Origin of the sequence: Curtobacterium sp. MMLR14_006 (assembly GCF_001864985.1) — a bacterium.
Lineage (GTDB): Bacteria > Actinomycetota > Actinomycetes > Actinomycetales > Microbacteriaceae > Curtobacterium.
Window position 1 is genome coordinate 82,232 of sequence record NZ_MJGU01000023.1, and the last position, 21,970, is coordinate 104,201.

A 21,970-nucleotide genomic window follows, 5' to 3' on the forward strand; every position below is an offset into this window, starting at 1 on the left:
CCGGATGTCAGGTGCGGAGCGTGGTGCTCGGGTTCTCGCCGAACTCCTGCAGGTAGTACCCGGCGAACCGGCCGAGGTGTCGGAAGCCCCAGCGCAGGGCGATCTCGGCGACGGTGACGCGGGTGGGGGCCGCCTGCTGCAGTTCGCTCCGGATGCCGCGGAGCCGTGCCTGTCGGATGAGGACCGTCGGCGCGGCGAGGTCTGCACGGTTGAGCGCCTCCTGCAGGCCGCGCAGGCTCAGCCCCGCCGCAGCAGCGACGTCGTGCGAGGTGATGGGGTCGCCGTTGCGGTCGGCGATGAACCGCAGGGCGCGACCCACGTTGCCGTGGTACTCCCCGAACAGCCCCTCGTCCGTCTCGGCGAACGCGTCGAGGACGAGCCGTCCGATGCTCTGCGTCAACAGGCGTCGCCGCAGGGGGAGCAGTGTCGGGTCGAGCAGTTCGGGAGCTGCGGCGGCGAGCCGGCGCTGGAGCACGGCGAGCGGTTCGGGTGCGGGGTGCCGCCTGAAGCGCAGCGGACGGGGTTCGGCGTTCCGGCGACTCGCGTCGAGGTCCCGGAGGAAGGTCGCATCGAAGTCGACGGCGTGCAGCACCGTGTCCGCGGGGGCCTCGAGGGTCAGGGCGCGGCCGGTCGGGTACATCGCGGCGGTACCCGGGCGCAGGACCTGTTCGTGGTCGGTCCCGGCGTCGATGGCGGCGGTGCCGTGCTGCGCCCAGGTCAGCAGGTAGCGGCCCTCGGGCTCGATGCGCCCCCACCGGTCCGCCGTGAGCGTCGAACTGCGGAGCGTCATCGAGGGGTCGCCGACCGCCCGGACCCGGTACGCGAAGGGCCTGCCGGACGCGGTGAGCGACACGCGGCGTGCGTTGTGGAGGTGCTCGTAGAAGGCCGTCGCCTGGTCCACGTCGTGGCCGGAGGCTTCACGACGGACGGCGGGGTCCGGGTGAGCGCTCGAGCCGTCGCTGCTGGTCATGTCGAAGGCATCCTAGACCGAGGGCGAGCCGCCTCAGTTGTACTGTCGGCACCCCTCGCGACCGCGCGGCTCGAGGTCCGACCCGACGCGGACGAGTTCCCAGCACCGCGGGTCACCGGAACCACCGTCGATGCCGAAGGCGATCGTCATCTCGCCCTGCCTGCCGGTCGCGAACCCGCCCCCACCACAGTCGGGCGTCGGCGACGACAGGTGGAAGTTCTGGACATCGACCTGCAGGTCCCAGGTCCCGGTGCAGCTGACCGTCGCGGGGGTGCCGGGGTCGACCGGGGCGCTCGTGTCACCGCGCGTGACCCAGGTGGGCATGTCGGTCATCTCGAAGGTCCCGTCCCCGTGCAGCGTCAGGCGGCTGGACGCGTGCGTCCACGTGCCGGCGAGGTCGGCCGGTCCCTGCGCGTTCGGGTAGCGGTCGAAGAACCCCGCGCAGCCGGTCAGGGCGCACGCGGTCACCGCCAGCACGACGGCGGTCGTGACGAACCTGCGACGTGGACGGAGGTGCATGGTAGAACGCTATCCGGCCCCGTCCGCGGGCGGCCGCACCGCGGCGCGACCCCGTCCGCCGACGATCAGCCCAGACCCAGCCCGAACGGAGGCGACCGAGATGCCGCTGGACCACCGCGACCGCCCGGGTCATGCGCCCTCCGATCCGGGCACCAGGCTGCGCCCGATCCGCGTCGAGGACGCAGCCGTCCTGGCGTCGGTCATCACGGCGAGTGCGGACCACCTGCGGCCGTGGGAGCCGGCACGCTCACCGTCGTACTACACGGAGCGCGGGCAGCACGACGTGATCATGCAGGCGCTCGCTGCGAGTCGGGCGGGGACCGCGGTGCCGTTCGTCATCGAGTCCGGCGACGGGGAGCTGCTCGGCCGCATCACCCTGAGCGGGGTCACCCGGGGTGCGCTGCAGTCGTGCGCACTCGGGTACTGGGTACGGGCCGACCGGACGCGGCAGGGGCACGCCACCCGCGCGGTCCGCGCGGCCGTCGACCACGCGTTCGACGTGCTCCGGCTCCACCGGGTGCAGGCCGAGACCCTGCCCGAGAACGTCGGCTCGCAGCGGGCCCTGGCCGCGGCGGGCTTCACCCGGTACGGCTTCGCGCCCGAGTACATCAAGATCGACGGGGTCTGGCGGGACCACGTCATGTTCCAGGTCATCGCTCCGTCGGGGTCGCCGTGATCGAGGTCGTCGCGTACCGGGCGTCGTGGCCGGAGCGGTTCGCGGCGCTGCGGGACGCGTACGCCGCCGCGCTCGACGCAGCCGGTGCTCCGTTCCGGAGCATCGAGCACGTCGGCAGCACCGCCGTGCCGGGCCTGGCGGCGAAGCCGGTCGTCGACGTCGACGTCGTGGTGGACGCCGCCGACGTGTCCGCCGCCGTGGCCGCGCTCGCGACGATCGGGTTCGAGCCCCGCGGCGAGCTCGGGGTGCCGGACCGGCAGGCGTTCCGGACCCCCGAGCGCTTCGCGCCGAGCAACACGTACGTCGCCACCGCCGGGTCGCTCGCGCTGCGGAACCACCTGGCCGTCCGCGACGTCCTGCGGTCGGACGCGGTGCTGCGCGACGCGTACGCCGCGGTGAAGCGCCGTGCGGCCGGACGGGCGTCGGACATCGACGAGTACATCGCGATGAAGAGCGACGTGCTCGGTCGCGTCCTGCGCGCCGCCGGGCTGTCCGACGAGGACCGCGCGGCGATCGCCGCCACGAACCGCCGGATCACCGGACGCGGCGCCGGCGGCTGACGGTCACGGCAGGAACGGCTGCGGGTACGGCACCAGCAGGTCGCCGCCGGTCAGCGCGAGGAGGCCCGCCAGACCGACCAGCGAGGTCGCGACCAGGGCGACGAGCGCGAACCGGACCGCGGAGCGACGGTCGTGCCGGGCGACCCGGGCCGCCATCAGGAGCAGGAGCAGACCGAGCAGGTGTGCCCCGACGACGACCGGCAGCCCGAGCGTCACCGCCCCCTCGTGCGGGTTCGAGAAGTCGTCGGCCGTGCTGCGGTTGTCGACGTCGGACGCGAGGTACAGGAACAGCCACGTCAGGAAGCCGGCGACGGCGCCGAGCCCGGCGGTCAGCCAGAACAGCACCGCCCAGCCCGTGGCGGTCCAGCCGGTGCGTCGCTCGCTGTGCTCGGTGCTCGTCATCGCTCGGACTCCTCCGACGAGCGGTGCTCGGCCTCCCACTCGTCCTTGCGGGCGACCGCGTCGTCGAGCTGCCGGTTCCGGGCTGCCCGGTCGGCGAGGTCCTGCCCGACGTACGCGGCGGCGGCGAGCAGCGCGCACCCGATCCCCGTGAGCACCCGCGAGAGGCGACCGTCGGCGGTCGTCAGCAGCCAGATCGCCAGCAGGCCGAACCCGGCAAAGGCGACGCGCGCGAGTGATCCGAGGGCCTGCACACCGTCACCCTACGGCGGTCAGCGACCCAGTGCCTCCCGGCCGACACGTGCCTCGGCGACCGCCGGACGGAAGTCGACGACGCGGTCGTCGACCGCGAAGCGGTACCGGTCGAGCCGGCGCACCCGCGGCTGGTGGTCGAGGAACGACGCGAGGTCGGCGCGTTCGTCCGGCGTGAGCTGCTGCACCGGATCCGAGGTGGACCGGAAGCCGCAGACGCGGGCGAGGTCGGCGAGCAGGGCGCGCTGGTCGGCGCCGAGGGTCCCGGCGCCGGCGCGGAAGGACACGACGTCCGGGTCGATCCGGTACAGCGGGTGCATCCAGACGCGCTCCAGCGGGCCGACCAGTCCGTTGAGTCCGCCCTCGTGGCTGGGGTCGGGGACGGTGGCGTCGTTCTTCCAGAACGATGCGGTGTCGGGTCCGGCGCGCATCGCGTCGAGCACGCCGATCGACGCGAGCATCGGCGCACCGCAGCCGAGCAGGTGCACGTCGTCGCCGACCACCCGGCGGATGAGCGTGATCGCGTCGCGGTACACCTGTTCGCGGTCGCCCGCGCGGTGGCGGACGCCCCGCAGGGCAGCTGCGGACAGGAAGTCGAGCTTGAGGTAGCGGAAGCCCCAGCCGACGACGGCACGGAACACCTCGGTCAGGTGCTCCTGGACGGCCGGCAGCGTCGTGTCGAGCGCCCAGTAGTGGGTGTCCCAGTTGTGGCCGGCGACGATGGGCCCCTCGCCGTCCTCGCGCTGGACGAGCCAGTCCGGGTGCTCGAGCGCCGTGCGGGAGTCGGGCAGGCAGATGAACGGCGCGAGCCACAGGCCGGGTTGTGAACCGCGTGCCGCGATCCGTTCGGCGATCGGTGCGAGGCCGTCGGGGAAGTCCGCGTTCGGCGCCCAGTCGCCGACGATCTCCTCCCAGCCGTCGTCGACCTGGACGACGTCGAACGGCAGGTCGCCGAGGGCGTCGACGGACTGCTCGATCCGCTCGGCGTCGATGTCCTCGAAGAACGAGTACCAGCTGCACCAGACGGTCGACACCGAGCCGGCGTCGGGCGACGAGCCGAAGTGGGCGGCGAGCTGCGCGGCGTAGGCGTCGAACACGGCAGCCTCGTTGCCGACGGCGAGGAACCACTGCCCGCCGGCGTCCTCGGTGCGGCCCCACAGGTGCGTGGCGTCGGCCCCGGCGCGGGGGAGCCCGAGTCCGACGGCACCGAGCAGCACGACCCGGCCGTCGGCCAGGGCGACGGCGACCGCGCCGTTGCCCTCGTGCCGGTCCGGGGTGTCGTTCGCTGCGTCGTCGGCGGTCACCGTCCGGTCGGGGTCGCCGGCGATGTGCAGGGGTGCGTCCTCGATCGGCGTCCACCCGGTCGGCGACCACGAGGTCCAGCCGTGCCGGTGGACCTCGACCGCCTCGCCGTCGTGCGCGACGGTGAGCGGGCCCGGGTCGAGCAGCCAGCCACCCGCCACCGGTGTCGCGGTCGGGTCGTCCGGCCCGGACGCGTGCAGGCGCACGGTCCGTCCGGTCCGGAGGAGCTGCTGGGTCGGGGCGTCGTCGTGGTGCACGGTCGGCAGTATGCCGTCGCCGGCCACGCCACGACCAGCGCCGACGGGCAGGTGCGCAGTCGGTCTGCGCGATCGTTCTGCGCGGCCCCGCCGCGCGTTCAGCGCGGCTCGGGTGTCTGGCTCGCGACGACGTGCACCCGCACGCCGAGGTCCGCGATGCGTCCGAGCTCGGCCCGGTCGGCGCCGTCGTCGGTGACCAGGTCGTGCACGGCCTGCATGCCGACGACGGGCGCGAGCGTGGTCCGGCCGATCTTCGACGAGTCGGCGACGACGATCGTGCGCTGCGCGTTGCGGAGCATCGCGGCGTTCGTCCTCGCCTCGATCTCGTCGTGCGTGGTGGCACCGCCGGCGGCGCTGACCCCGTCCATCCCGACGAAGGCGGCCCCGACGTTCATCGCGCCGAACGCGTTCTCGGCCAGGACCCCGACGAGCTCGAACGAGTGCGGCCGGATGGTGCCACCGGTCATCACGACCCGCAGGTTCGGCCGCGCGCCGATCTCGCCGGCGGTCGTCAGCGAGTTCGTGACGATGGTCAGACCGTTGCGGAAGACCAGGGAACGGGCGACCGTCGCGGCCGTGGTGCCGCCGCCGATCGCCACGGCCAACGGGCCGTCGGGCAGCAGCGCTGCCGCCGCCCGCCCGATGCGCTGCTTGACGGCCTGCGAGCGCCCTTCGCGCAGCCGGACCGGGATCTCGGCCGTCGGGACCGCGATCCGGGCACCGCCGTGCGTGCGGGTCAGCAGCCCCTGCTGCTCGAGGTCGGCGAGGTCGCGGCGGGCCGTCGCCGCCGACACCCCGAGCGACGTGACGAGGTCCTGCAGCGAGACGGCGCCCTGCTCGGACAGCAGTTCGAGCACGGCGAGCATGCGCCGCGACCGCTTGCCCGACCCGGAGGCGGGGGACGTCTGCGACGGCGACGAGGAGCGGTCATCGATCACGAGTGCGATCGTAGCGGTCAGTCATTCTGATCGTTTCGCTCGGAATGTTGGACGAACGGCGATTCCACTCCATGATTCCTGAGCATGACCCGTGTTGCGTTCATCGGTGCCGGCAGTGTCGTCTTCACCCGACAGCTGCTCGCCGACCTCCTCGGCTTCGAGGACCTGCCCCCGCTCGACCTCCGACTCCACGACGTGGACGAACGGCGGCTCGCCGTCGCCGAGGGCACCGCCCACCAGGTGAGCGAGCGGTTCGGCCGACCGATCCAGGTGACCGCGACGACCGACCGCCGCCGCGCACTCGCCGACGTCGACTTCGTCGTCAACATGGTGCAGATCGGTGGGGTCGACGCGACACGGCTCGATCTGGAGATCCCGGCGCGGCACGGACTGCAGCAGACCATCGGTGACACCACCGGCGTCGGCGGCGTGTTCCGCGCGCTGCGCACGTTCCCGTTCCTGACCGGCCTGCTCGAGGACATGCGGGCCGTCGCCCCGGGCGCGGTCCTGCTGAACTACACGAACCCGATGGCGATGAACGTCTGGTGGGCGAACGTCGTCGCCCCCGAGATCACGACCCTCGGCCTCTGCCACAGCGTCTACTGGACGGCGAACGACCTCGCCGAGCTCGTCGGCCTGCACGTCGACGACACCCGGTTCCGGGCCGCCGGCGTCAACCACCAGGCATGGCTCCTCGACTGGACCCACGACGGCGAGGACCTCTACCCGCGCCTGCGCGAGCGGATCCGGCAGGACCCCGAGCTGCAGCGCCGGGTGCGCGTCGAGATCTTCCGACGCATCGGCGCGTACCCCACCGAGACGAGCGAGCACTCGTCGGAGTACCTGCCGTGGTTCCTGCGCTCCGCCGAGCAGATCGACCGCTTCCGCCTGCAGCCGCTGGAGTACGTCGGGATCTCGGAGGAGAACCTCGCCGAGTTCCAGGCGGCGGAGCGCGCCCTGGCGAACGGCGAACCGCTCGAGCTCGAGCAGGGCGCCGCCGAGTACGCACCCCAGGTGATCCACTCCCTGGTCACGGGCACCGAGCGGGAGATCCACGCCAACGTCGTCAACCACGGACTCATCGACAACCTGCCGGCCGGCTGCGTCGTCGAGGTCCCGACGACCGTCGGCGCCGCGGGCATCGCCCCGCAGCCGATGGGGGCGCTGCCCACGGCGGCGGCAGCGCTCAACCGCTCGTACGTCTCGGTCAACGAGCTCACGATCCAGGCCGCGCGCGACGGCGACCCGCTCGCGCTCCGCCAGGCCGTCCTCGTCGACCCGAACGCGTCGTCGACGCTGACGCCCGCGCAGATCTGGGACCTCTGCAACGAGCTGGTGGCCGCCCACGGCGACCTGCTGCCTGAGCCCCTCCGGGTGCAGCTCGACCCGGCCGCGATCTGACGACGGCGCCGACCGACCGACGCACGCGACGACGAAGGAGTCCGCAGTGACACGAAGAGGAACCCGCGCCACCCCGACCGGCGCCGGTCGGCGCCGCGCGCGCTGGACCGCGGTGGCCGCCGTCCTGGCGGTGGTCGGCTCGGCGCTCGCCGGGTGCGCCACGCAGGGTGCGACGACGCTCGACACCTCGGCCCCCGTGCACCTGACCATGTGGTCGGGGCAGAGCGACCAGGCCGAGAAGCTCCTGCAGGCGCTCGTCGACGAGTACGAGGACGACCACCCGAACGTGACCATCGACATGTCGCCGGGTGCGTCCTCGACGGACGAACTGCTGCAGAAGCTCGCGGCGTCCTTCGCCGGGAACGACTCCCCGGACATCTCGTACACGTTCGGGTCGTGGGCGAGCCAGCTCGAACGCTCGGACCGCACGCTCGACCTCCGCGACACCATCGAGGAGCCGGACGTCGCCTGGGACGAGTTCACCCAGGCCGCACGGAACACCGCCCAGCCCACGGGCGGCAAGGTGATCGGGTTCCCCGCGGTCGTCGACAACATCTCGCTGCTCTACAACACGACCGTCTTCGACCGAGCCGGTGTCGCGTACCCGACCGCCGACTGGACGTGGGAGGACTTCCGCAAGGCCGCGAAGCAGCTCACCGAGAAGGACAGCAACACCTTCGGGTACGGCTACTCGGTGTCCGGCAGCGAGGAGACCACCTGGCAGATGTGGCCGCACCTCTGGCAGAACGGCGGGGCGATCCTCAGCGAGGACGGCAAGCAGGCGGCGTTCGACTCGGCCGCCGGCGTGGACGCGCTCTCGTTCCTCCGCGACATGGCGGTCGACGACCGGAGCGTCTACCTCGACCAGACCGACACGAAGTTCGCGCAGCTCTTCGAGAGCGACCGCATCGGCATGATCACCTCGGGCCCGTGGGAGCTGTCCGCGCTGAAGACCGCGGGGACCTCGTACGGGGTCGTCCAGCTGCCGGGGACCGACGGGGACCACCAGACGGTGTCCGGCCCCGACCTGTGGACGCTGTTCGACAACAAGGACGTCAACCGCGCGTACTGGGCCACGGACTTCGTGAAGTGGTTGACCGCGAAGGAGCAGGACGAGCGCTTCAACGTCGCCGTCGGCAACCTGCCGCTGCGTTCGAGCGAGGCGACCAGCGAGGCCTTCCTGCAGCAGGCGAAGGCGCTCCCCGGCCTCGACGTCATGCAGGAGAACTCCGCCAACGCGAAGCAGACCCGTCCGACCGTGCCCGGCTACAACGGCCTCTCCGAGGCGTTCGGCAACGCGGTCGCGCACGTGCTGCAGGGCGACGGTGACCCGAAGACCGCACTCCGGCAGGCGAGCGACGCCGCCGACAAGGCACTCCGCCAAGGCTAGGAGCACCCATGACCACCTTCGCACTCCGCCCCGCCGAGCACACGGAGCAGCCGGACGGCCCCGGCTCCGGCCGACGACGTCGTCGTCGCTCCGCCGGCGCCGTCCGCGAGGGCCTGGCGGGCTGGGGCTTCGTCGCCCCGGCGCTCGTCATCGTCCTCGGGCTCACCCTGTTCCCCGGCGCCTGGGCGCTCCTCCTGTCCTTCCAGAGCTGGGACGGCTTCAGCCCGGCGACGTTCATCGGCGGCCAGAACTACGCCGACCTCGTCACCGACGACGGCGTCCGCGCCGCGGTGCTGCACACCGTGCTCTACACGGTGCTGTTCGTGCCGGCCTCACTGCTGCTCGGGCTCGCGCTCGCCGTCGCGCTCAACCGCCGGATCCGGTTCATCGGGCTGTACCGCACCGCGATCTTCGTGCCGTTCGTCGCGTCGGCCGCGGCGACCGGCATCCTCACCACCTACCTGTTCAGCCCGCAGTTCGGCATCGTGAACAACGTGCTCCGGGTCCTGCACCTGCCCCAGCAGGGCTGGTTGGAGGACCGCAGCGAGGCGATGCTCGTCATCGTCATCATGTCGCTGTGGGGGCAGGCCGCGTTCACCACGGTGATCTACCTGGCGGCCCTGCAGGACGTCCCCGGTGACGTCATCGAGGCCGCCCGGATCGACGGCGCGAACGCGTGGCAGACCTTCTGGCGCGTGGTCTGGCCGCACCTCGGCCCGGTGACCGCGTTCGTCGCGATCTACCAGACCCTGCAGGCGATCCAGCTCTTCGACCTCGTCTACGCCACCACCCGCGGCGGCCCGCTCGACGCCACGCAGACCATCGTCTACTTCCTGTGGAAGACCGCGTTCCAGAACCTGCAGTTCGGGTACGGCTCGGCCATCGCCTACGGGATGTTCTTCGTCACCCTCGTCGCCACCGTCGTCGTCACGCTCGCGCAGCGGCGCGCGGGAAGGAGCTCGCTCTGATGTCCACCGAGACCCGGGTCCTCGACACCCCGCTGCGGCGGGACGCCGTCGTCGCCGCCCGCCCGAGCACGACCGGTCGCCGTCGACGCCGCTGGCCGTTCAGCCCGTGGCACCTGCTCCTGCTGCCGGTGTCGGTGCTCTTCCTGCTGCCGTTCGTCGAGATGTTCCTCACCTCGATCGAACCGGCGTCGGAGATCAACAAGTTCCCGCCGTCGTTCATCCCGACGCAGTTCACCCTCGGCGGCTACTCGCGCCTGTTCGCCGAGTCGGACATCCTGCACTGGCTGCTCAACACGGTCATCGTGTCGGCGTCGGCCATCGCGTCGCACCTGGTGCTCTGCTCGCTCGCGGGCTACGGCTTCGCGCGACTGCGGTTCCCCGGTCGCACGTTCGGGTTCCTCGCGATCCTCGCGACGATCATGATCCCGTCGCAGCTGCTCATGATCCCGACGTACGTCATGTTCGCCCGGCTGCACCTCGTCGACCACCTCGGCGCCGCGATCGTCCCGTGGCTCGCGTCCGCGTTCGGCATCTTCCTCATGCGCCAGTTCTTCCTGTCGCTGCCGGCGGAGCTCGAGGAAGCCGGCATGATCGACGGCTGCAACCGGCTGCAGGTGTTCTTCCGGATCGTCCTGCCGCTCGCACGCCCCGCCCTGGCGACGCTCGCGATCTTCACGCTGCTCGGGTCGTGGAACGACCTGGTCTGGCCGCTCGTCGCGATCAACAACGACCACGCCTTCACGCTCCAGCTCGGCCTGACCAACTTCCAGGGCGTCCGTCGCACGGACTGGTCGTTGCTCATGGCGGGGAACGTGGTCGCCACGCTCCCGCTCATCCTCCTGTTCCTGGTCGCCCAGAAGCAGTTCGTCGCGACGATGGCGTCGGCGGGCCTCAAGGGCTGACGCCCGCCCCCGTCCCGTCGCACCCCGGAAAGGAACCCCGTGACCACCGACGTCACCACCCCGTCCAGCGCCACCCTCGGCGAGATCCACCAGCAGCCCCGCGCATGGCGCGACCTCGCCGTGCTCCTCGACCAGGCGCGCGGCCCGCTCGACGCCTTCCTCGAGCGGGCACTGCGCGACCCGCGCACCCGTGTCGTCCTGACCGGCGCCGGCACCTCGGCCTTCGTCGGCCGGATCGTCGCCGAGTCCCTGCGGGGGCGTCTGCACCGCCGCTTCGACGCGGTGTCGAGCACCGACATCGTCGCCGACCCGCGCACCGTGCTCGCCGAGGACGTCCCGGTCCTGCTCGTCTCGTTCGCCCGGTCGGGCAACAGCCCGGAGAGCGCCGCCGCCACGGAGCTCGTCGACGCGATCGCACCGAGCGCCCACCACCTGGTCGTCACGTGCGACCCGACCGGCGCGCTGGCCGTCGGCCACCGGGACCGCGAGGACTCCTTCGTCCTCACGATGCCCCCGCAGACGAACGACACCGGCTTCGCGATGACGTCGAGCTTCTCGAGCATGCTGCTCGCCGCGCTCCTGGCGTTCGTGCCGTCGGACGCCGCGGAACTCGACCGCGTCGTCGCGACGGGGGAGCGCGCGCTCGCCGCCGAGGACGGCCTGGACCGGATCCTCGACCGGTCGCCCCGACGCATCGTGTTCCTCGGCGGCGGCGCGCTCGCCGGACTCGCCGAGGAGTGCGCGCTGAAGACCCTCGAGCTGACCGCCGGCACCATCGCGGCGTTCCACGACACCCCGCTCGGCTTCCGGCACGGACCGAAGGCGGTCCTCGACGACGAGACGGTCGTCGTGGTGCTCCGCTCCGCGGACCCGCGGGTGCGCCGGTACGACGACGACATCGTCCGCGAGATCCGTGCCGACCGGCCGGACCAGGTCGTCGTCGTCGGTGCCGACGAGCACGGGACGGCGACCGACCTCGACCTCGTGTTCCCCGAGGCCGAGGGGCTCGACGACGGACTGCGCGCGGTCGGCTTCGTCGCCGTCGCGCAGCTGCTCGCGCTGCACGCCTCGGTGCGGCTCGGCTGCACGCCGGACAACCCGTTCCCGGACGGCACGGTGAACCGCGTCGTCCGCGGGGTCACCATCCACCCGCTCGAGGCGGTCGACCCCGCACGGGGACGGGCATGACGCTGTTCCTGGGCCTGGACGGCGGCGGCACGAAGACCGCCGTCGTCCTGGCCGGCGGCGACGGCCGGGTGCTGGCGCGCTGGCGCGGACCGGCGTGCTCGTGGCTCGACGTCGGCGTCGCCGCGGTGGCGGACGTCGTCGGAAGCGGGACGCGGGCCGTGCTCGCCGCGGCGGGGCGCTCCGCCGACGACGTCACGCACGCGTTCCTCGGTCTGCCGGGCCACGGCGAGTCCGCGGGTGCCGACGTGCTGCTCGACGCGATCCCGGAGCCGGTCCTCGGCCACCGCCGGTACACGGTCGGCAACGACATGCTCGCCGGCTGGGCGGGGTCGCTCGGCGGCCACGACGGCATCAACGTCATCGCCGGCACCGGCTCGATGGCGTACGGCGAGCGAGGTTCCCGCACACACCGGGTCGGTGGGTGGAGCGAACTCATCGGCGACGAGGGGTCGGCGCACTGGATCGCGCGCCGCGGCCTGAACGCCTTCAGCCGGATGGCCGACGGGCGCCTGCCGCGGTCGGCGCTGTACGACCTGCTCCGCGAGCGGACCGGCATCGCCGCCGACCTCGACCTCGTCGGCCTGGTCATGCACGACTGGCAGGCCGGCCGCACCGAGGTCGCGGCGCTCTCCCGTGTCGTGACAGCCGCTGCCGGTGCGGGCGACCCGGTGGCCGCCAGCATCCTCGACGACGCCGTCGAGGAGCTCGTGCAGCAGGTCCGCGTCGTCGCGCACCGCATCGGGGACGACGGCGACGGTCGTCCGACGGCCGTGTCGTCGTCGGGCGGCGTCTTCTCGGACGCCGGCTTCCGCAGCCGCTTCGCCGCCCGCCTGGCCGCCGAGCGCGGTGCCGACACCGGTCGGCGGTTCACGCTCGTCGAGTCGGTGCTGCCGCCCGACCTCGGTGCCGTCGTCTACGCCGTGCGTCGCGCCGGCGAGCCCGTACCCGAGACCTGGGACACGGCGGAGCCGGCGGCGGTCGTCGACGTGACCGGCTGACGGACGGGAGGCCCGTGGCGACGCCGCCACGGGCCTCCCGTCCGTCGGCCTGGTCGCCCACCCCGCGCGCCCGCCCCGCGCGCCCACGCCGCGCGCGCCCGCGCGAAAGCGACACATGCACGCCGACTGTTCGCGTGGACCTGTCGCTTTCGCGACAGGGACCCCGGGCCGGCCGCGAGGTGTGTCGCTCTCGCGGCACCCGGGCAGCGCGGGCGGGGCTGGAGGGGCGCCCGCGCGCCCACCCCGCGCGCCCGCGCGAAAGCGACACATGCACGCCGGCTGTTCGCGTGGACCTGTCGCTTTCGCGACAGGACCCGGGGTCCGCCCGCCGCCGCCTCCGCCCGGCGCCAGCGTCAGCGACGCACGTCGCACCCGCAGCTCGCGCCGAGGACGAGCTCGGCGGGCACGAGGTCGCGGTGCCACTGGTCGTCCGGGCCGAGGCCGAGCACGCGGTCGACCGCAGCGGCGGCCATCGTCCCCGTGGGTTGCCGCACGACGGTGAGCTGGGGGATCGTCCAGTCGGCCTCGGCGACGCCGTCGAAGGACACGACCGCGACGTCGTCGGGGGCGGAGAGCCCGAGTTCGTGCAGGGCGCGGAGCACGCCGACCGCCTGCATGTCCGAGCTGACGAAGACGGCGCGGGGGCGGTTCGGGGTGTCGAACATCCGCAGGCCGGCGGTGTGGCCGCCGCTGCGGGTGAAGTCGCAGCGGACGATCGGACCGTCCGGCAGTCCGGCGTCCCGGAGCGCGCGCATCCAGCCCTGCTCGCGCAGCTCCATCGAGCCGGTGTGGCCCATGACGAGGCCGATGGAGGGGTAGCCGTGCTCGACCAGGTGCCGGGTGCCGTCGTAGGCGCCGCGCAGGGCGTCGACGCCGATGCTCGGGTGGTCGGGGACCTCGAAGAAGGTGTTGAGCAGGACCATCGGGATGCCCGGGTCCGTCATGGTGGACAGGTCCGGCCGGGTCATGATGCTCGTGACGATGATGCCGTCGACCTGGCGGGCGGACAGGCTGCGGAGGCGCTCGCGTTCCTGGACGGCGTCGCCGTCGCTGTTGGCGAGCAGGACGTCGTAGCCGCGGGCTGCGGCGGCGTGCGTGACCTCGACGGCGAGCTCGGACCAGAACGGGTTGTCGAGTTCCGGCACGATCAGCCCGAGCATCTTCGACGACCCGGTGCGCAGGGCCTGCGCACTGGCGTTCGGCCGGTAGCCGAGGACACGGATCGCCTCGCGCACCCGCGCGGCGGTGGCGGCCGCGACGGGCCGGGGACCGTCGTGCACGACGTAGCTGACGACCGAGGTGCTGACGCCGGCGTAGCGGGCGACGTCGGCGCGGGTGACCGCCCGCGGGGTCGTCGGGACGGTCACGGCAGCCACCTTCGTCGGGTCCGGGGGAGCGCCGTCGGGTGCCGGTCCGCGGACGGACCGGCACCCGACGACACCTGTTACTCGGACGCGATCGTAGTCGACGCGGCGGCCTCCGCCGGTGCGGGGGCGTCGCCGAAGTCGGGGACCTCGAGGCGTGCGCCGCCCTGCAGCGCCGACTGGTGGGCGATGATGCCGGGCAGGGTGAAGCGCGCGGCGGTCCAGGCGTTCACCGGCGGCAGGGTCCGGTCGACCACCGCGCGGACGAAGTCGTCGGCGAGGAACTGGTGGCTGCCCTCGTGCCCGGTCGGCACGCCGTCGTACTCGGCCGGCAGCCGGTCGGTGTCGTGCACCTGGGCGTAGCCGGAGACGAACGCGTCGCGCAGGGACGGGTCGACGTCGGCCAGGCGCGGGTCGTCGAGGTCCATCGTCGCCTGGGTGTCGATCTGGTCGCTGATGTCGTGCGAGTCCTCCTTGTCCTGCCAGACGCTGACCTTCGCGAGCTGCTCGAAGCTCGCCTCGGTGCCGAAGTAGCGGAAGCGGGACTCGCGGATGTGCGACGGGTAGCCGACGCGGCGCATCTCGTTGATCCGCATGACGCCGCCGTTGTCGAGCTCGAACAGGGCGGTGGCGTTCGAGAAGTCGTTGTCGAACTGGCTGACGTCCTTGTCGAAGACGCCGTCGCCGCGGTCGTCGCGGACGCCGATGCAGCTGACGCTGACCGCGTGCCCGGGGATCGCACCGAGCACGCCGCCGACCGAGTGCGTCGGGTAGAGCATGGGCGGGTAGCTGGCGGTGCGCTTCCAGTCCTCGCCGCCGCTGTACTGGTACGCGGCGTAGAAGCCGAGGTCCATGTCGTGCACGTAGTCGCCCTCGGCGTAGAAGACCCGGCCGAACGCACCGGCGGCGGCCTGCTTGCGGGCGAACACGGTGGCGGGGTTGTAGTAGCTCGTCTCACCCATCATGTAGGTCAGACCGGTCTCGCGGACGGCCTCGATGATGTCGCGGATCTCGTCGACCGAGATCGCCATCGGCACCGCGGAGTACACGTGCTTGCCGGCGCGCAGGGCCCGGACCACCAGCGGGCCGTGCGTCCACCGCTGGGTGAAGATCGCGACGGCGTCGACGTCCGAGGCGAGCACGGCGTCGAAGTCGGGGAACGTGCCGTCGAGGTGCTGCGCCTCGACGAGTTCGGCGGCGCGCTCGTCGACGAGGTCCGTGACGTACACGCGGTCGACGTCGGGGTGGAGCTTGAACAGCTTGGCGAACTGGGGCGCGAACTGGCCCGCGCCGACCATACCGACAGAGATCATCAGTGACCTTTCCAAGGTGGGGGATGCATCGCCGAGCGGAGCGCTCCGGTGCAGATCGCAGCCATCCTGACACGCGCTGTCTACACGTGACAACCCCGTTGGGCGCTGGGAAAGCCGACTCTTGTCACGGGTGGTCCCCACGTGTAGATTCCCGGCTCACGGACTGCTGCACGCCAGTCCACCGCAGACGAAGGAGTCGCGATGGCAACCGAGAGCCCCGTGTCGTCACCCCTGACGACCGCCAGCACGAGGCGGAGGAGTCGCCCCGCCGACCCCGCCCGTGCACGAACCACGTCCCGACCGCGCCGGCCCAGGAACGACCTGTGGCTCGCGCTCGTGTTCATCGCCCCGGCCGCCGTCGGGTTCGCGGTGTTCCTCGCCTGGCCGACCGTGCGGGGCATCTGGCTGAGCTTCACCTCGTACAACCTGCTCACCGAACCCGAGTTCACCGGTCTGCAGAACTACGAACGGCTGGTGCAGGACTCGATCTTCTGGCACTCGATGGTGGTGACCGTCGAGTACGTCCTCGTCAACATCGTCATCCAGACCGTCGTCGCGCTGTTCATCGCCGTGATGATGCACCGGTTGACGAAGTCGACCTTCGTGCGCGGCATCGTGCTCGCGCCGTACCTGGTGTCGAACGTCGTCGCGGCGCTCGTGTGGCTCTGGATCCTCGACACCCAGCTCGGCATCGGCAACGAGCTGCTCGCGGCACTCGGCCTCGACCGCATCCCGTTCCTGCAGAGCGACGTCTGGGGCATCCCCTCGATCGCGCTCATCAACGTCTGGCGGCACGTCGGCTACACGGCGCTGCTCGTCTTCGCGGGGCTGCAGTCGCTGCCCGAGACCGTGTACGAAGCCGGCCGCATCGACGGGGCGAGCGAGTGGAAGATGTTCTGGCGCATCACGGTGCCGCTGCTCCGCCCGATCCTGTCCCTGGTGCTGATCATCACCGTCATCGGTTCGTTCCAGGTGTTCGACACCGTCGCCGTCACCACGCAGGGCGGCCCCGCGAACGCCACGAACGTCGTGCAGAACTACATCTACAACCTGGCGTTCGGCCGGTTCCAGTTCGGCTACGCGTCCGCGGTCTCGGTCGCGCTCCTCATCGTCCTCAGCATCATCACGATCGTGCAGTACCGCCTCACCCGCTCGGGTGAGTCGGACCTGGACTGAACGGAAGCGCCATGACCACGACACTCACCCGCTCCGTCACCACGTCCCGCCCGCCGCGGATGGGCGCCGGACACCGTCGCCGCCCCTCCGTCGGCCGCGTCGTCGCCTGGGCCGCGATGGTCCTCGTCATCGTCGTCACCCTGTTCCCGTTCTACTGGATCCTGCGCACCGCCCTGTCGTCGAACACCGCGATCAACGCCGACCCCACCTCGCTGCTGCCGGTCGGGTTCAGCCTGGGCGGCTTCGAACGCGTCCTCGGCCTGCAGTCCACGGAGGAGGCCCTGGCGCAGGGCGGCTCCGGCGCCGCGCTCGACTTCTGGCGGTACCTGCTCAACTCGATCGTCGTGTCGACGCTCGTCACGGTCGGCCAGGTGTTCTTCTCGGCAGCGGCCGCGTACGCCTTCGCCCGGCTGCGCTGGCCCGGCCGCGACCGCGTGTTCGGGGTGTTCCTGGCCGGGCTGATGGTCCCCGCGATCTTCACGCTGCTGCCGAACTTCACGCTCATCAAGCAGCTCGGGCTCGTCGACAACCTGCTCGGCATCGCCCTGCCGACGATGTTCATGACGCCATTCGCGGTGTTCTTCCTGCGCCAGTTCTTCCTCGGCATCTCGAAGGAGGTCGAGGAGGCCGCGCTCATCGACGGCGCCGGCAAGGTCCGCGTGTTCTTCCGGCTCGTCATCCCGATGGCGTCGGCCCCGATCGCGACCCTCGCGGTCCTGACGTACATCACGAGCTGGAACGACTACTTCTGGCCGCTCATGGTCTCGTACACCGACAGCTCGCGGGTGCTGACCGTCGCGCTCGGCGTCTTCAAGTCGCAGAGCCCGCAGTCCGGCACCGACTGGGCCGGGCTCATGGCCGCGACCCTCGTGGCGGCGCTCCCGATGATCGTGCTGTTCGGCGTCTTCGCCAAGCGGATCGTCAACTCCATCGGCTTCTCCGGGATCAAGTGACCCGGCGCTCGGACAGGACCCACACCATGACGAACCACCTGACCCGCCGCACGCTCCTGGCCGGCGGCGCCTCCGCCCTCGCGCTCGGCGCGCTCGCCGCCTGCTCGTCGCCCGGCCGCGTCCGGACTGGCCGCTCGGGCGCACGGACCGTGAGCTACTGGCTCTGGGACGCGAACCAGCAGCCCGCCTACCAGGCCGTCGCCGACGCCTTCCACCGCGCGAACCCGGACATCACCGTGCGGATCACGCAGCTCGGCTGGAACGACTACTGGACGAAGCTCACCGCGGGCTTCATCGCCGGCACCGCCCCCGACGTCTTCACCGACCACCTGACGAAGTTCCCGCAGTACGCCGACCTCGACGTGCTGTACCGGCTCGACGAGCTCGACGCGACGAAGGGCATCCGCGACGCCGACTACCAGTCCGGCCTCGCCGAGCTGTGGAAGGGCCGGGACGGCCACCGCTACGGCTCCCCGAAGGACTGGGACACCATCGCGATGTTCTACGACCGCCGGGCGATGGCGGCGGCCGGGGTCTCGGCCGAGGAACTCGGGGCGCTCGAGTGGAACCCGGACGACGGCGGGACGTTCGAGCGGATGATCGCGCACCTGACCGTCGACACGAAGGGACGGCGCGGCGACGAACCGGGCTTCGACAAGGACCACGTCGCGGTCTACGGGTTGTCGTCGAACGGGTCGGGTGGCGACGGTTTCGGCCAGTCGACCTGGTCGCCGTTCACCGGGTCCACCGACTGGGCGTACACGAACGAGAACCCCTGGGGCGACCGGTTCCGGTTCGACGACCGCGTCGTGCAGGACACCCTCGCCTGGTACTACGGCCTGGCTGACAAGGGCTACATGGCGAAGTACGGCGTCTTCTCGACCACGACCGGCCCGGAGGTGCAGCTCGCGGCCGGCAAGTGCGCGCTGTCGTTCAACGGGTCGTGGATGATCGGCTCGTACCTCGGCACCGAGGGCCTCGACGTCGCGGTGGCGCCGACCCCGGTCGGTCCTTCGGGGCGCCGCGCGTCCATGTTCAACGGCCTCGGCGACTCGATCACGAAGCAGGCGAAGGACCCCGAGGCGGCGGCGGCCTGGGTCGCGTTCCTCGGCAGCGACGAAGCCCAGCGCATCGTGGGGGAGCGCGGCATCGTGTTCCCGGCGCGTCCCGCCGGCACCGCGGCCGCCGTGGCGTCGTTCCGGGAGCGCGGCCTCGACGTGTCGGCGTTCACCCGGCAGGTCGAGGAGGACACCACCTTCCTGTTCCCCGTCACCCGCAACCCCGCCGACGTGCAGGCCCTGTTCCAGCCGGCGTTCGACGACGTGTACGCCAACGGTGCGCCGGTCTCGACGCTGACCGGCGTCAACGAGCAGGTGAACACCCTCCTCGCGCTCACCTGACCGGTCGCGTCGTCCGCACACCGCGTCGCCCGGTGCGGTGTGCGGACGAGCGTTGACCGCGCCGTGGGGTGCGACACAGACTGGCGGGGATGACTTCCCTCACCTCACTCGTGTACATGTCCGTCGCCGTCGACGAGATGACCGACGAGCAGCTGGTCGCCATGCTCCGCGAGGCCCGGCTGCGCAACGAGGCCCTCGGCGTCTCCGGCCTGTTGCTCGCGAAGGGCGGCCGCTTCATGCAGGTGCTCGAGGGCCCGAGCTGGAGCGTCGAGGACCGCTTCGCCGCGATCGAGCGCGACCCGCGCCACCACGACGTGAAGTCGCTGTCCCGCGAGGAGATCGACACCCGGCGCTTCGACGGGTGGTCGATGGCGTTCGGCAACCCCTCGGACACCGAGGTCCGCGACGAGCCCGGCTTCAGCACCTTCCTCACCGAACGCAGCGGACTGCCCGCCGGACTCGCCGGTGCGCCCGCGGACTGGCTGCTCCGCTGGTTCCGTGGTCGCGACCTGCAGGACCTGCCGGAGGAGCGGATCACGCTCGGCCGGCACGCCGCCTGACGGGTCCGGCCACCCGGGCGGCGGTCGTCACGCCCCCTGGACGGGAGGCCCGTGGCGGCGCCGCCACGGGCCTCCCGTCCGGGAGACTGGTCACGTGGAACGACGTGCGCAGATCCTGACGGCCGCGGCGGAGGAGTTCGACCGCGTCGGCTTCGCCGGCGCGACGATCGCGGGGATCGCCCGCGGGGCGGGCGTCTCCCAGGGCGCCCTGCACTTCCACTTCCCGACCAAGCTCGCGCTCGCGCTCGGGGTGATCGACGAGCAGAACGTCCGGACCTTCGACGTGGTCAGCCACGCGGACCCGTCGCCGACCGCGGCGCTCGTGCGGGCCTCGCACGGCATCGCCACCCTGCTCCGCACCGACCCGGTCGTCCGCGCCGGCATCCGCATGTCGCTCGAGCGCGGTGAGTTCCGCGCCGCGACCGTCAGCTTCTACGAGCAGTGGATCGCCGGCATCGTCGACGTGTTCCGGCTGGCGATCGCGAGCGGCGAGCTGCGGACGGACCTGACCGCCGAGGAGCTCGGTTCGACCGTCGTGCCGTTCTTCACCGGCGTCCAGCTCGTGTCCGACGTGCGGACCGGGCGGGCGGACCTGTTCCCGGCCGTCGCGACCATGTGGCGGGTGGTGCTCGCGGCGACGGCGGACGCGGCGCACCGCGAGCGGCTGCTCGGTGTCGTTGCGGACCTGTTCGGTGTCGTTGCAGACCCGTTCGGTGTCGTTGCAGACCCGTTCGGTGTCGTGCCGGACCCGTTCGACGGGTCCTGACCGGCCGGTGCGCGGCCCGTCGGTCAGAGGTCGTGCAGCTCGCGGTCCCGGAACCACTTGAGCAGCCACGCGGCGCTCGTGCGGTCGAACGACGGCGGGAAGTCCGTCGTGCCGGACAGGAACGGGCTGAAGCCGGCCTCCTCGCGGACGTCGGCGTCGTCGAGCGCCCGGTACGCCATCGACCAGCCGTCGAAGCGGCGCTGCTCGATGTCCTCGCGCACGAGCGACTTCACCTCGCCGTGCCGCGGGTCGCGGGCGATCACGGAGAAGCGGTCGTCGACGCTCCACGCCGGTCCCTCGAGCAACTGCATGAACCGGCCGCCCTTGGCGAGCAGCAGCCCGGACACCCCGAGCGCGTGGTTGCGCAGCCGTGCTTCGTCGAGCAGGGTCGCCAGCTCACCGTCGTCGAAGGGCACGACGGCGCGACTCATGTAGACGATGGAGACGAGCACTGCTCCATCTTCACGTGGTCGGGCCGCGGGTGCGAACCGATGTCCGGAGAGCGTCCCACCGCGTCCTGCGCGGTCGTTCAGTCGGCGGGCCGCTCGTGCGCGGTGATCGACTCGTCGCGCTTCTTCCGCCAGGGGCGGGCGGGGGTGTCCGGGCCGTCCCAGACCAGGATCGCGCCCCACGCCGCGGCGAGCAGCGGCACCGAGATGATCGCGCCGGTGATGCCGGCGAGCACGGTGCCCGCGGTCAGGCCGATGAGGATGACCAGGCCGTGCAGCTTGAGCGTGCGGCCCATGAGCACCGGCTGGAGCAGGTTGCCCTCGAGCTGGTTCACCGCGATGACGATCGCGACGACGATGAGCGCCTGGACCGGGCCGAGCGCGACGAGGGCGACGAGTGCGGCGAGGATGCCGGCCGCCGTGGCACCGACGATCGGGATGAACGCGGTGATGAAGACGACGACGGCCAGGGGGAGCGCGAGCGGCACCCCGACGATCGCGATGCTGACGCCGATGCCGATCGCGTCGACCGCGGCGACCGTGGCGGTGCCGCGGACGTACCCGCCGAGGGTCGAGACGACGCGGTCGCCGACCCGACGGGCACGGGCGTAGCGCTCTCCGGTGAAGGGACGGAGCAGGAACTCCCAGATGCTCGGGCCGTCCTTGAGGAAGAAGAACAGCACGACGATCATCAGGACGAGCCCGGTCAGGAAGTTCGCGGTCGCCGATGCCCCGGCGATCGCACCCGAGCCGAACTGCGCGCTCGTCACGAAGTCGGTGACGCCGCCGACCGCGTCGTCGATCTGTGACTCGGAGATCGAGATCGGCAGGGTCTTCGCGAAGTCCTGCAGCTTGCCGAAGCCGTCCACCGCGGAGTCCTGCAGCTGCGACCACTGGTTCTCGACCGCGACGACGATCAACCAGCCGACCAGCCCGAGCACGGCGAGCACGCCGACGAGCACCGCGAGCGTCGCCAGGACGGACGGCACGCGGTGCCTGCGGAGCCACGAGACCACGGGGTGCATGGCCGAGGCGATGATGAGCGCGAGCAGGACCGGGATCGTCACGACGCTCAGCACACCGCCGGCGTAGACCACACCGGCCAGCAGCACCACGACGATGATCACCTGCAGGGCGCGCATCGCGAGGCGACCCATCGAGTCGGACCAGGTCGCCTGGACCTTCGAGGGCGTGGTCGGGGCGGGCGGACGCGGGGCGTCGCGGAAGAGCGGCATACCCGAGACGCTACCGACGGACGGCCCGCTGCGC

23 protein-coding genes are annotated in these 21,970 nt (G+C 72.0%); 13 read left to right on the forward strand and 10 right to left on the reverse strand.

The features are described from left to right. Positions 1 to 7 precede the first annotated feature (7 nt). Both BIU94_RS12155 and BIU94_RS12160 read right to left on the reverse strand, forming a co-directional pair. Complete coding sequence (locus tag BIU94_RS12155; RefSeq protein WP_071260596.1) at positions 8 to 970, reverse strand: helix-turn-helix domain-containing protein; 963 nt, start codon at positions 968 to 970, stop codon at positions 8 to 10. Positions 971 to 1,003: 33 nt separating this feature from the next. Continuing rightward, the gene (locus BIU94_RS12160; protein ID WP_071260598.1) at positions 1,004 to 1,489 is read right to left on the reverse strand and encodes a hypothetical protein; all 486 of its coding nucleotides are present in this window, start codon (positions 1,487 to 1,489) and stop codon (positions 1,004 to 1,006) included. A 100-nt stretch (positions 1,490 to 1,589) separates the two neighbouring features. Here BIU94_RS12160 and BIU94_RS12165 point away from each other — a divergent pair, with 100 nt between their 5' ends. Together BIU94_RS12165 and BIU94_RS12170 are read left to right on the forward strand one after the other, a co-directional pair. Then, positions 1,590 to 2,165 carry a GNAT family N-acetyltransferase gene (locus BIU94_RS12165; protein WP_071260600.1) on the forward strand — a complete coding sequence of 192 codons (576 nt, stop codon included), beginning with the start codon at positions 1,590 to 1,592 and terminating at the stop codon, positions 2,163 to 2,165. Further along, entirely contained in the window at positions 2,162 to 2,725 is a 564-nt protein-coding gene (locus tag BIU94_RS12170) for a GrpB family protein (RefSeq protein ID WP_071260602.1), read from the forward strand. Before BIU94_RS12165 ends, BIU94_RS12170 begins: the two co-directional genes overlap by 4 nt. A 3-nt stretch (positions 2,726 to 2,728) precedes the next feature. Here the strand turns inward: BIU94_RS12170 and BIU94_RS12175 are convergent, their stop codons facing one another. The 4 genes from BIU94_RS12175 to BIU94_RS12190 all read right to left on the reverse strand — a co-directional run bounded on the left by BIU94_RS12175 (position 2,729) and on the right by BIU94_RS12190 (position 5,873). Continuing rightward, positions 2,729 to 3,127: a hypothetical protein gene (locus BIU94_RS12175; protein WP_071260604.1), complete on the reverse strand. Its 399-nt coding sequence runs from the start codon at positions 3,125 to 3,127 to the stop codon at positions 2,729 to 2,731. Next, positions 3,124 to 3,378 (reverse strand): hypothetical protein, encoded by a 255-nt coding sequence (locus BIU94_RS12180; RefSeq protein ID WP_071260607.1) that lies wholly within the window; start codon positions 3,376 to 3,378, stop codon positions 3,124 to 3,126. Before BIU94_RS12180 ends, BIU94_RS12175 begins: the two co-directional genes overlap by 4 nt. 18 nt (positions 3,379 to 3,396) lie before the next feature. Beyond that, positions 3,397 to 4,935, reverse strand: a complete 1,539-nt coding sequence (locus BIU94_RS12185; protein ID WP_071261934.1) for a glycoside hydrolase family 36 protein — start codon at positions 4,933 to 4,935, stop codon at positions 3,397 to 3,399. Positions 4,936 to 5,033: 98 nt separating this feature from the next. After that, positions 5,034 to 5,873, reverse strand: a complete 840-nt coding sequence (locus tag BIU94_RS12190; RefSeq protein WP_254782991.1) for a DeoR/GlpR family DNA-binding transcription regulator — start codon at positions 5,871 to 5,873, stop codon at positions 5,034 to 5,036. Between the two features lie 84 nt (positions 5,874 to 5,957). Here BIU94_RS12190 and melA point away from each other — a divergent pair, with 84 nt between their 5' ends. Genes melA through BIU94_RS12220 form a run of 6 tightly spaced genes read left to right on the forward strand, consistent with a single transcriptional unit; the run spans position 5,958 to position 12,720 of the window. Next, on the forward strand, positions 5,958 to 7,274 hold the full coding sequence (melA, locus tag BIU94_RS12195) for an alpha-galactosidase (RefSeq protein ID WP_071260609.1): 1,317 nt from the start codon (positions 5,958 to 5,960) through the stop codon (positions 7,272 to 7,274). A 46-nt stretch (positions 7,275 to 7,320) separates the two neighbouring features. Continuing rightward, a complete protein-coding gene (locus BIU94_RS12200; RefSeq protein ID WP_071260612.1) occupies positions 7,321 to 8,664 on the forward strand; it encodes an ABC transporter substrate-binding protein in 1,344 nt (447 codons plus the stop codon). Between the two features lie 8 nt (positions 8,665 to 8,672). After that, positions 8,673 to 9,632, forward strand: a complete 960-nt coding sequence (locus BIU94_RS12205) for a carbohydrate ABC transporter permease (RefSeq protein ID WP_071260614.1) — start codon at positions 8,673 to 8,675, stop codon at positions 9,630 to 9,632. After that, complete coding sequence (locus BIU94_RS12210; protein ID WP_083404796.1) at positions 9,632 to 10,534, forward strand: carbohydrate ABC transporter permease; 903 nt, start codon at positions 9,632 to 9,634, stop codon at positions 10,532 to 10,534. Before BIU94_RS12205 ends, BIU94_RS12210 begins: the two co-directional genes overlap by 1 nt. Positions 10,535 to 10,573: 39 nt before the next feature. Next, complete coding sequence (locus tag BIU94_RS12215) at positions 10,574 to 11,722, forward strand: SIS domain-containing protein (RefSeq protein WP_071260616.1); 1,149 nt, start codon at positions 10,574 to 10,576, stop codon at positions 11,720 to 11,722. Further along, positions 11,719 to 12,720, forward strand: a complete 1,002-nt coding sequence (locus BIU94_RS12220) for an N-acetylglucosamine kinase (protein ID WP_217639507.1) — start codon at positions 11,719 to 11,721, stop codon at positions 12,718 to 12,720. The genes BIU94_RS12215 and BIU94_RS12220 overlap by 4 nt, the downstream gene beginning before the upstream one ends. Positions 12,721 to 13,073: 353 nt before the next feature. On the opposite strand, the gene BIU94_RS12225 is transcribed toward BIU94_RS12220, so the two are convergent. Both BIU94_RS12225 and BIU94_RS12230 read right to left on the reverse strand, forming a co-directional pair. After that, complete coding sequence (locus BIU94_RS12225; RefSeq protein ID WP_254782992.1) at positions 13,074 to 14,087, reverse strand: LacI family DNA-binding transcriptional regulator; 1,014 nt, start codon at positions 14,085 to 14,087, stop codon at positions 13,074 to 13,076. A gap of 77 nt (positions 14,088 to 14,164) precedes the next feature. Beyond that, positions 14,165 to 15,400, reverse strand: coding sequence for a Gfo/Idh/MocA family protein (locus BIU94_RS12230; protein ID WP_139196409.1), 1,236 nt, complete (start codon positions 15,398 to 15,400; stop codon positions 14,165 to 14,167). 198 nt (positions 15,401 to 15,598) lie between these two features. On the opposite strand from BIU94_RS12230, the gene BIU94_RS12235 reads away from it, so the two are divergent. From BIU94_RS12235 to BIU94_RS12255, 5 genes are all read left to right on the forward strand, one after another. Further along, a complete protein-coding gene (locus BIU94_RS12235) occupies positions 15,599 to 16,573 on the forward strand; it encodes a carbohydrate ABC transporter permease (protein ID WP_254784809.1) in 975 nt (324 codons plus the stop codon). Between the two features lie 59 nt (positions 16,574 to 16,632). Continuing rightward, positions 16,633 to 17,526, forward strand: a complete 894-nt coding sequence (locus BIU94_RS12240) for a carbohydrate ABC transporter permease (RefSeq protein WP_071261946.1) — start codon at positions 16,633 to 16,635, stop codon at positions 17,524 to 17,526. Between the two features lie 26 nt (positions 17,527 to 17,552). Next, positions 17,553 to 18,926: a sugar ABC transporter substrate-binding protein gene (locus tag BIU94_RS12245; protein WP_071260623.1), complete on the forward strand. Its 1,374-nt coding sequence runs from the start codon at positions 17,553 to 17,555 to the stop codon at positions 18,924 to 18,926. A gap of 89 nt (positions 18,927 to 19,015) precedes the next feature. Beyond that, positions 19,016 to 19,486, forward strand: coding sequence for a BLUF domain-containing protein (locus BIU94_RS12250; RefSeq protein WP_083404798.1), 471 nt, complete (start codon positions 19,016 to 19,018; stop codon positions 19,484 to 19,486). A 94-nt stretch (positions 19,487 to 19,580) separates the two neighbouring features. Beyond that, on the forward strand, positions 19,581 to 20,252 hold the full coding sequence (locus BIU94_RS12255; RefSeq protein ID WP_071260625.1) for a ScbR family autoregulator-binding transcription factor: 672 nt from the start codon (positions 19,581 to 19,583) through the stop codon (positions 20,250 to 20,252). A gap of 23 nt (positions 20,253 to 20,275) precedes the next feature. Here the strand turns inward: BIU94_RS12255 and BIU94_RS12260 are convergent, their stop codons facing one another. After that, a complete protein-coding gene (locus BIU94_RS12260; RefSeq protein ID WP_083404800.1) occupies positions 20,276 to 20,704 on the reverse strand; it encodes a BLUF domain-containing protein in 429 nt (142 codons plus the stop codon). 77 nt (positions 20,705 to 20,781) lie between these two features. Next, positions 20,782 to 21,936, reverse strand: a complete 1,155-nt coding sequence (locus BIU94_RS12265; RefSeq protein WP_071260627.1) for an AI-2E family transporter — start codon at positions 21,934 to 21,936, stop codon at positions 20,782 to 20,784. Between the last annotated feature and the right edge of the window lie 34 nt (positions 21,937 to 21,970).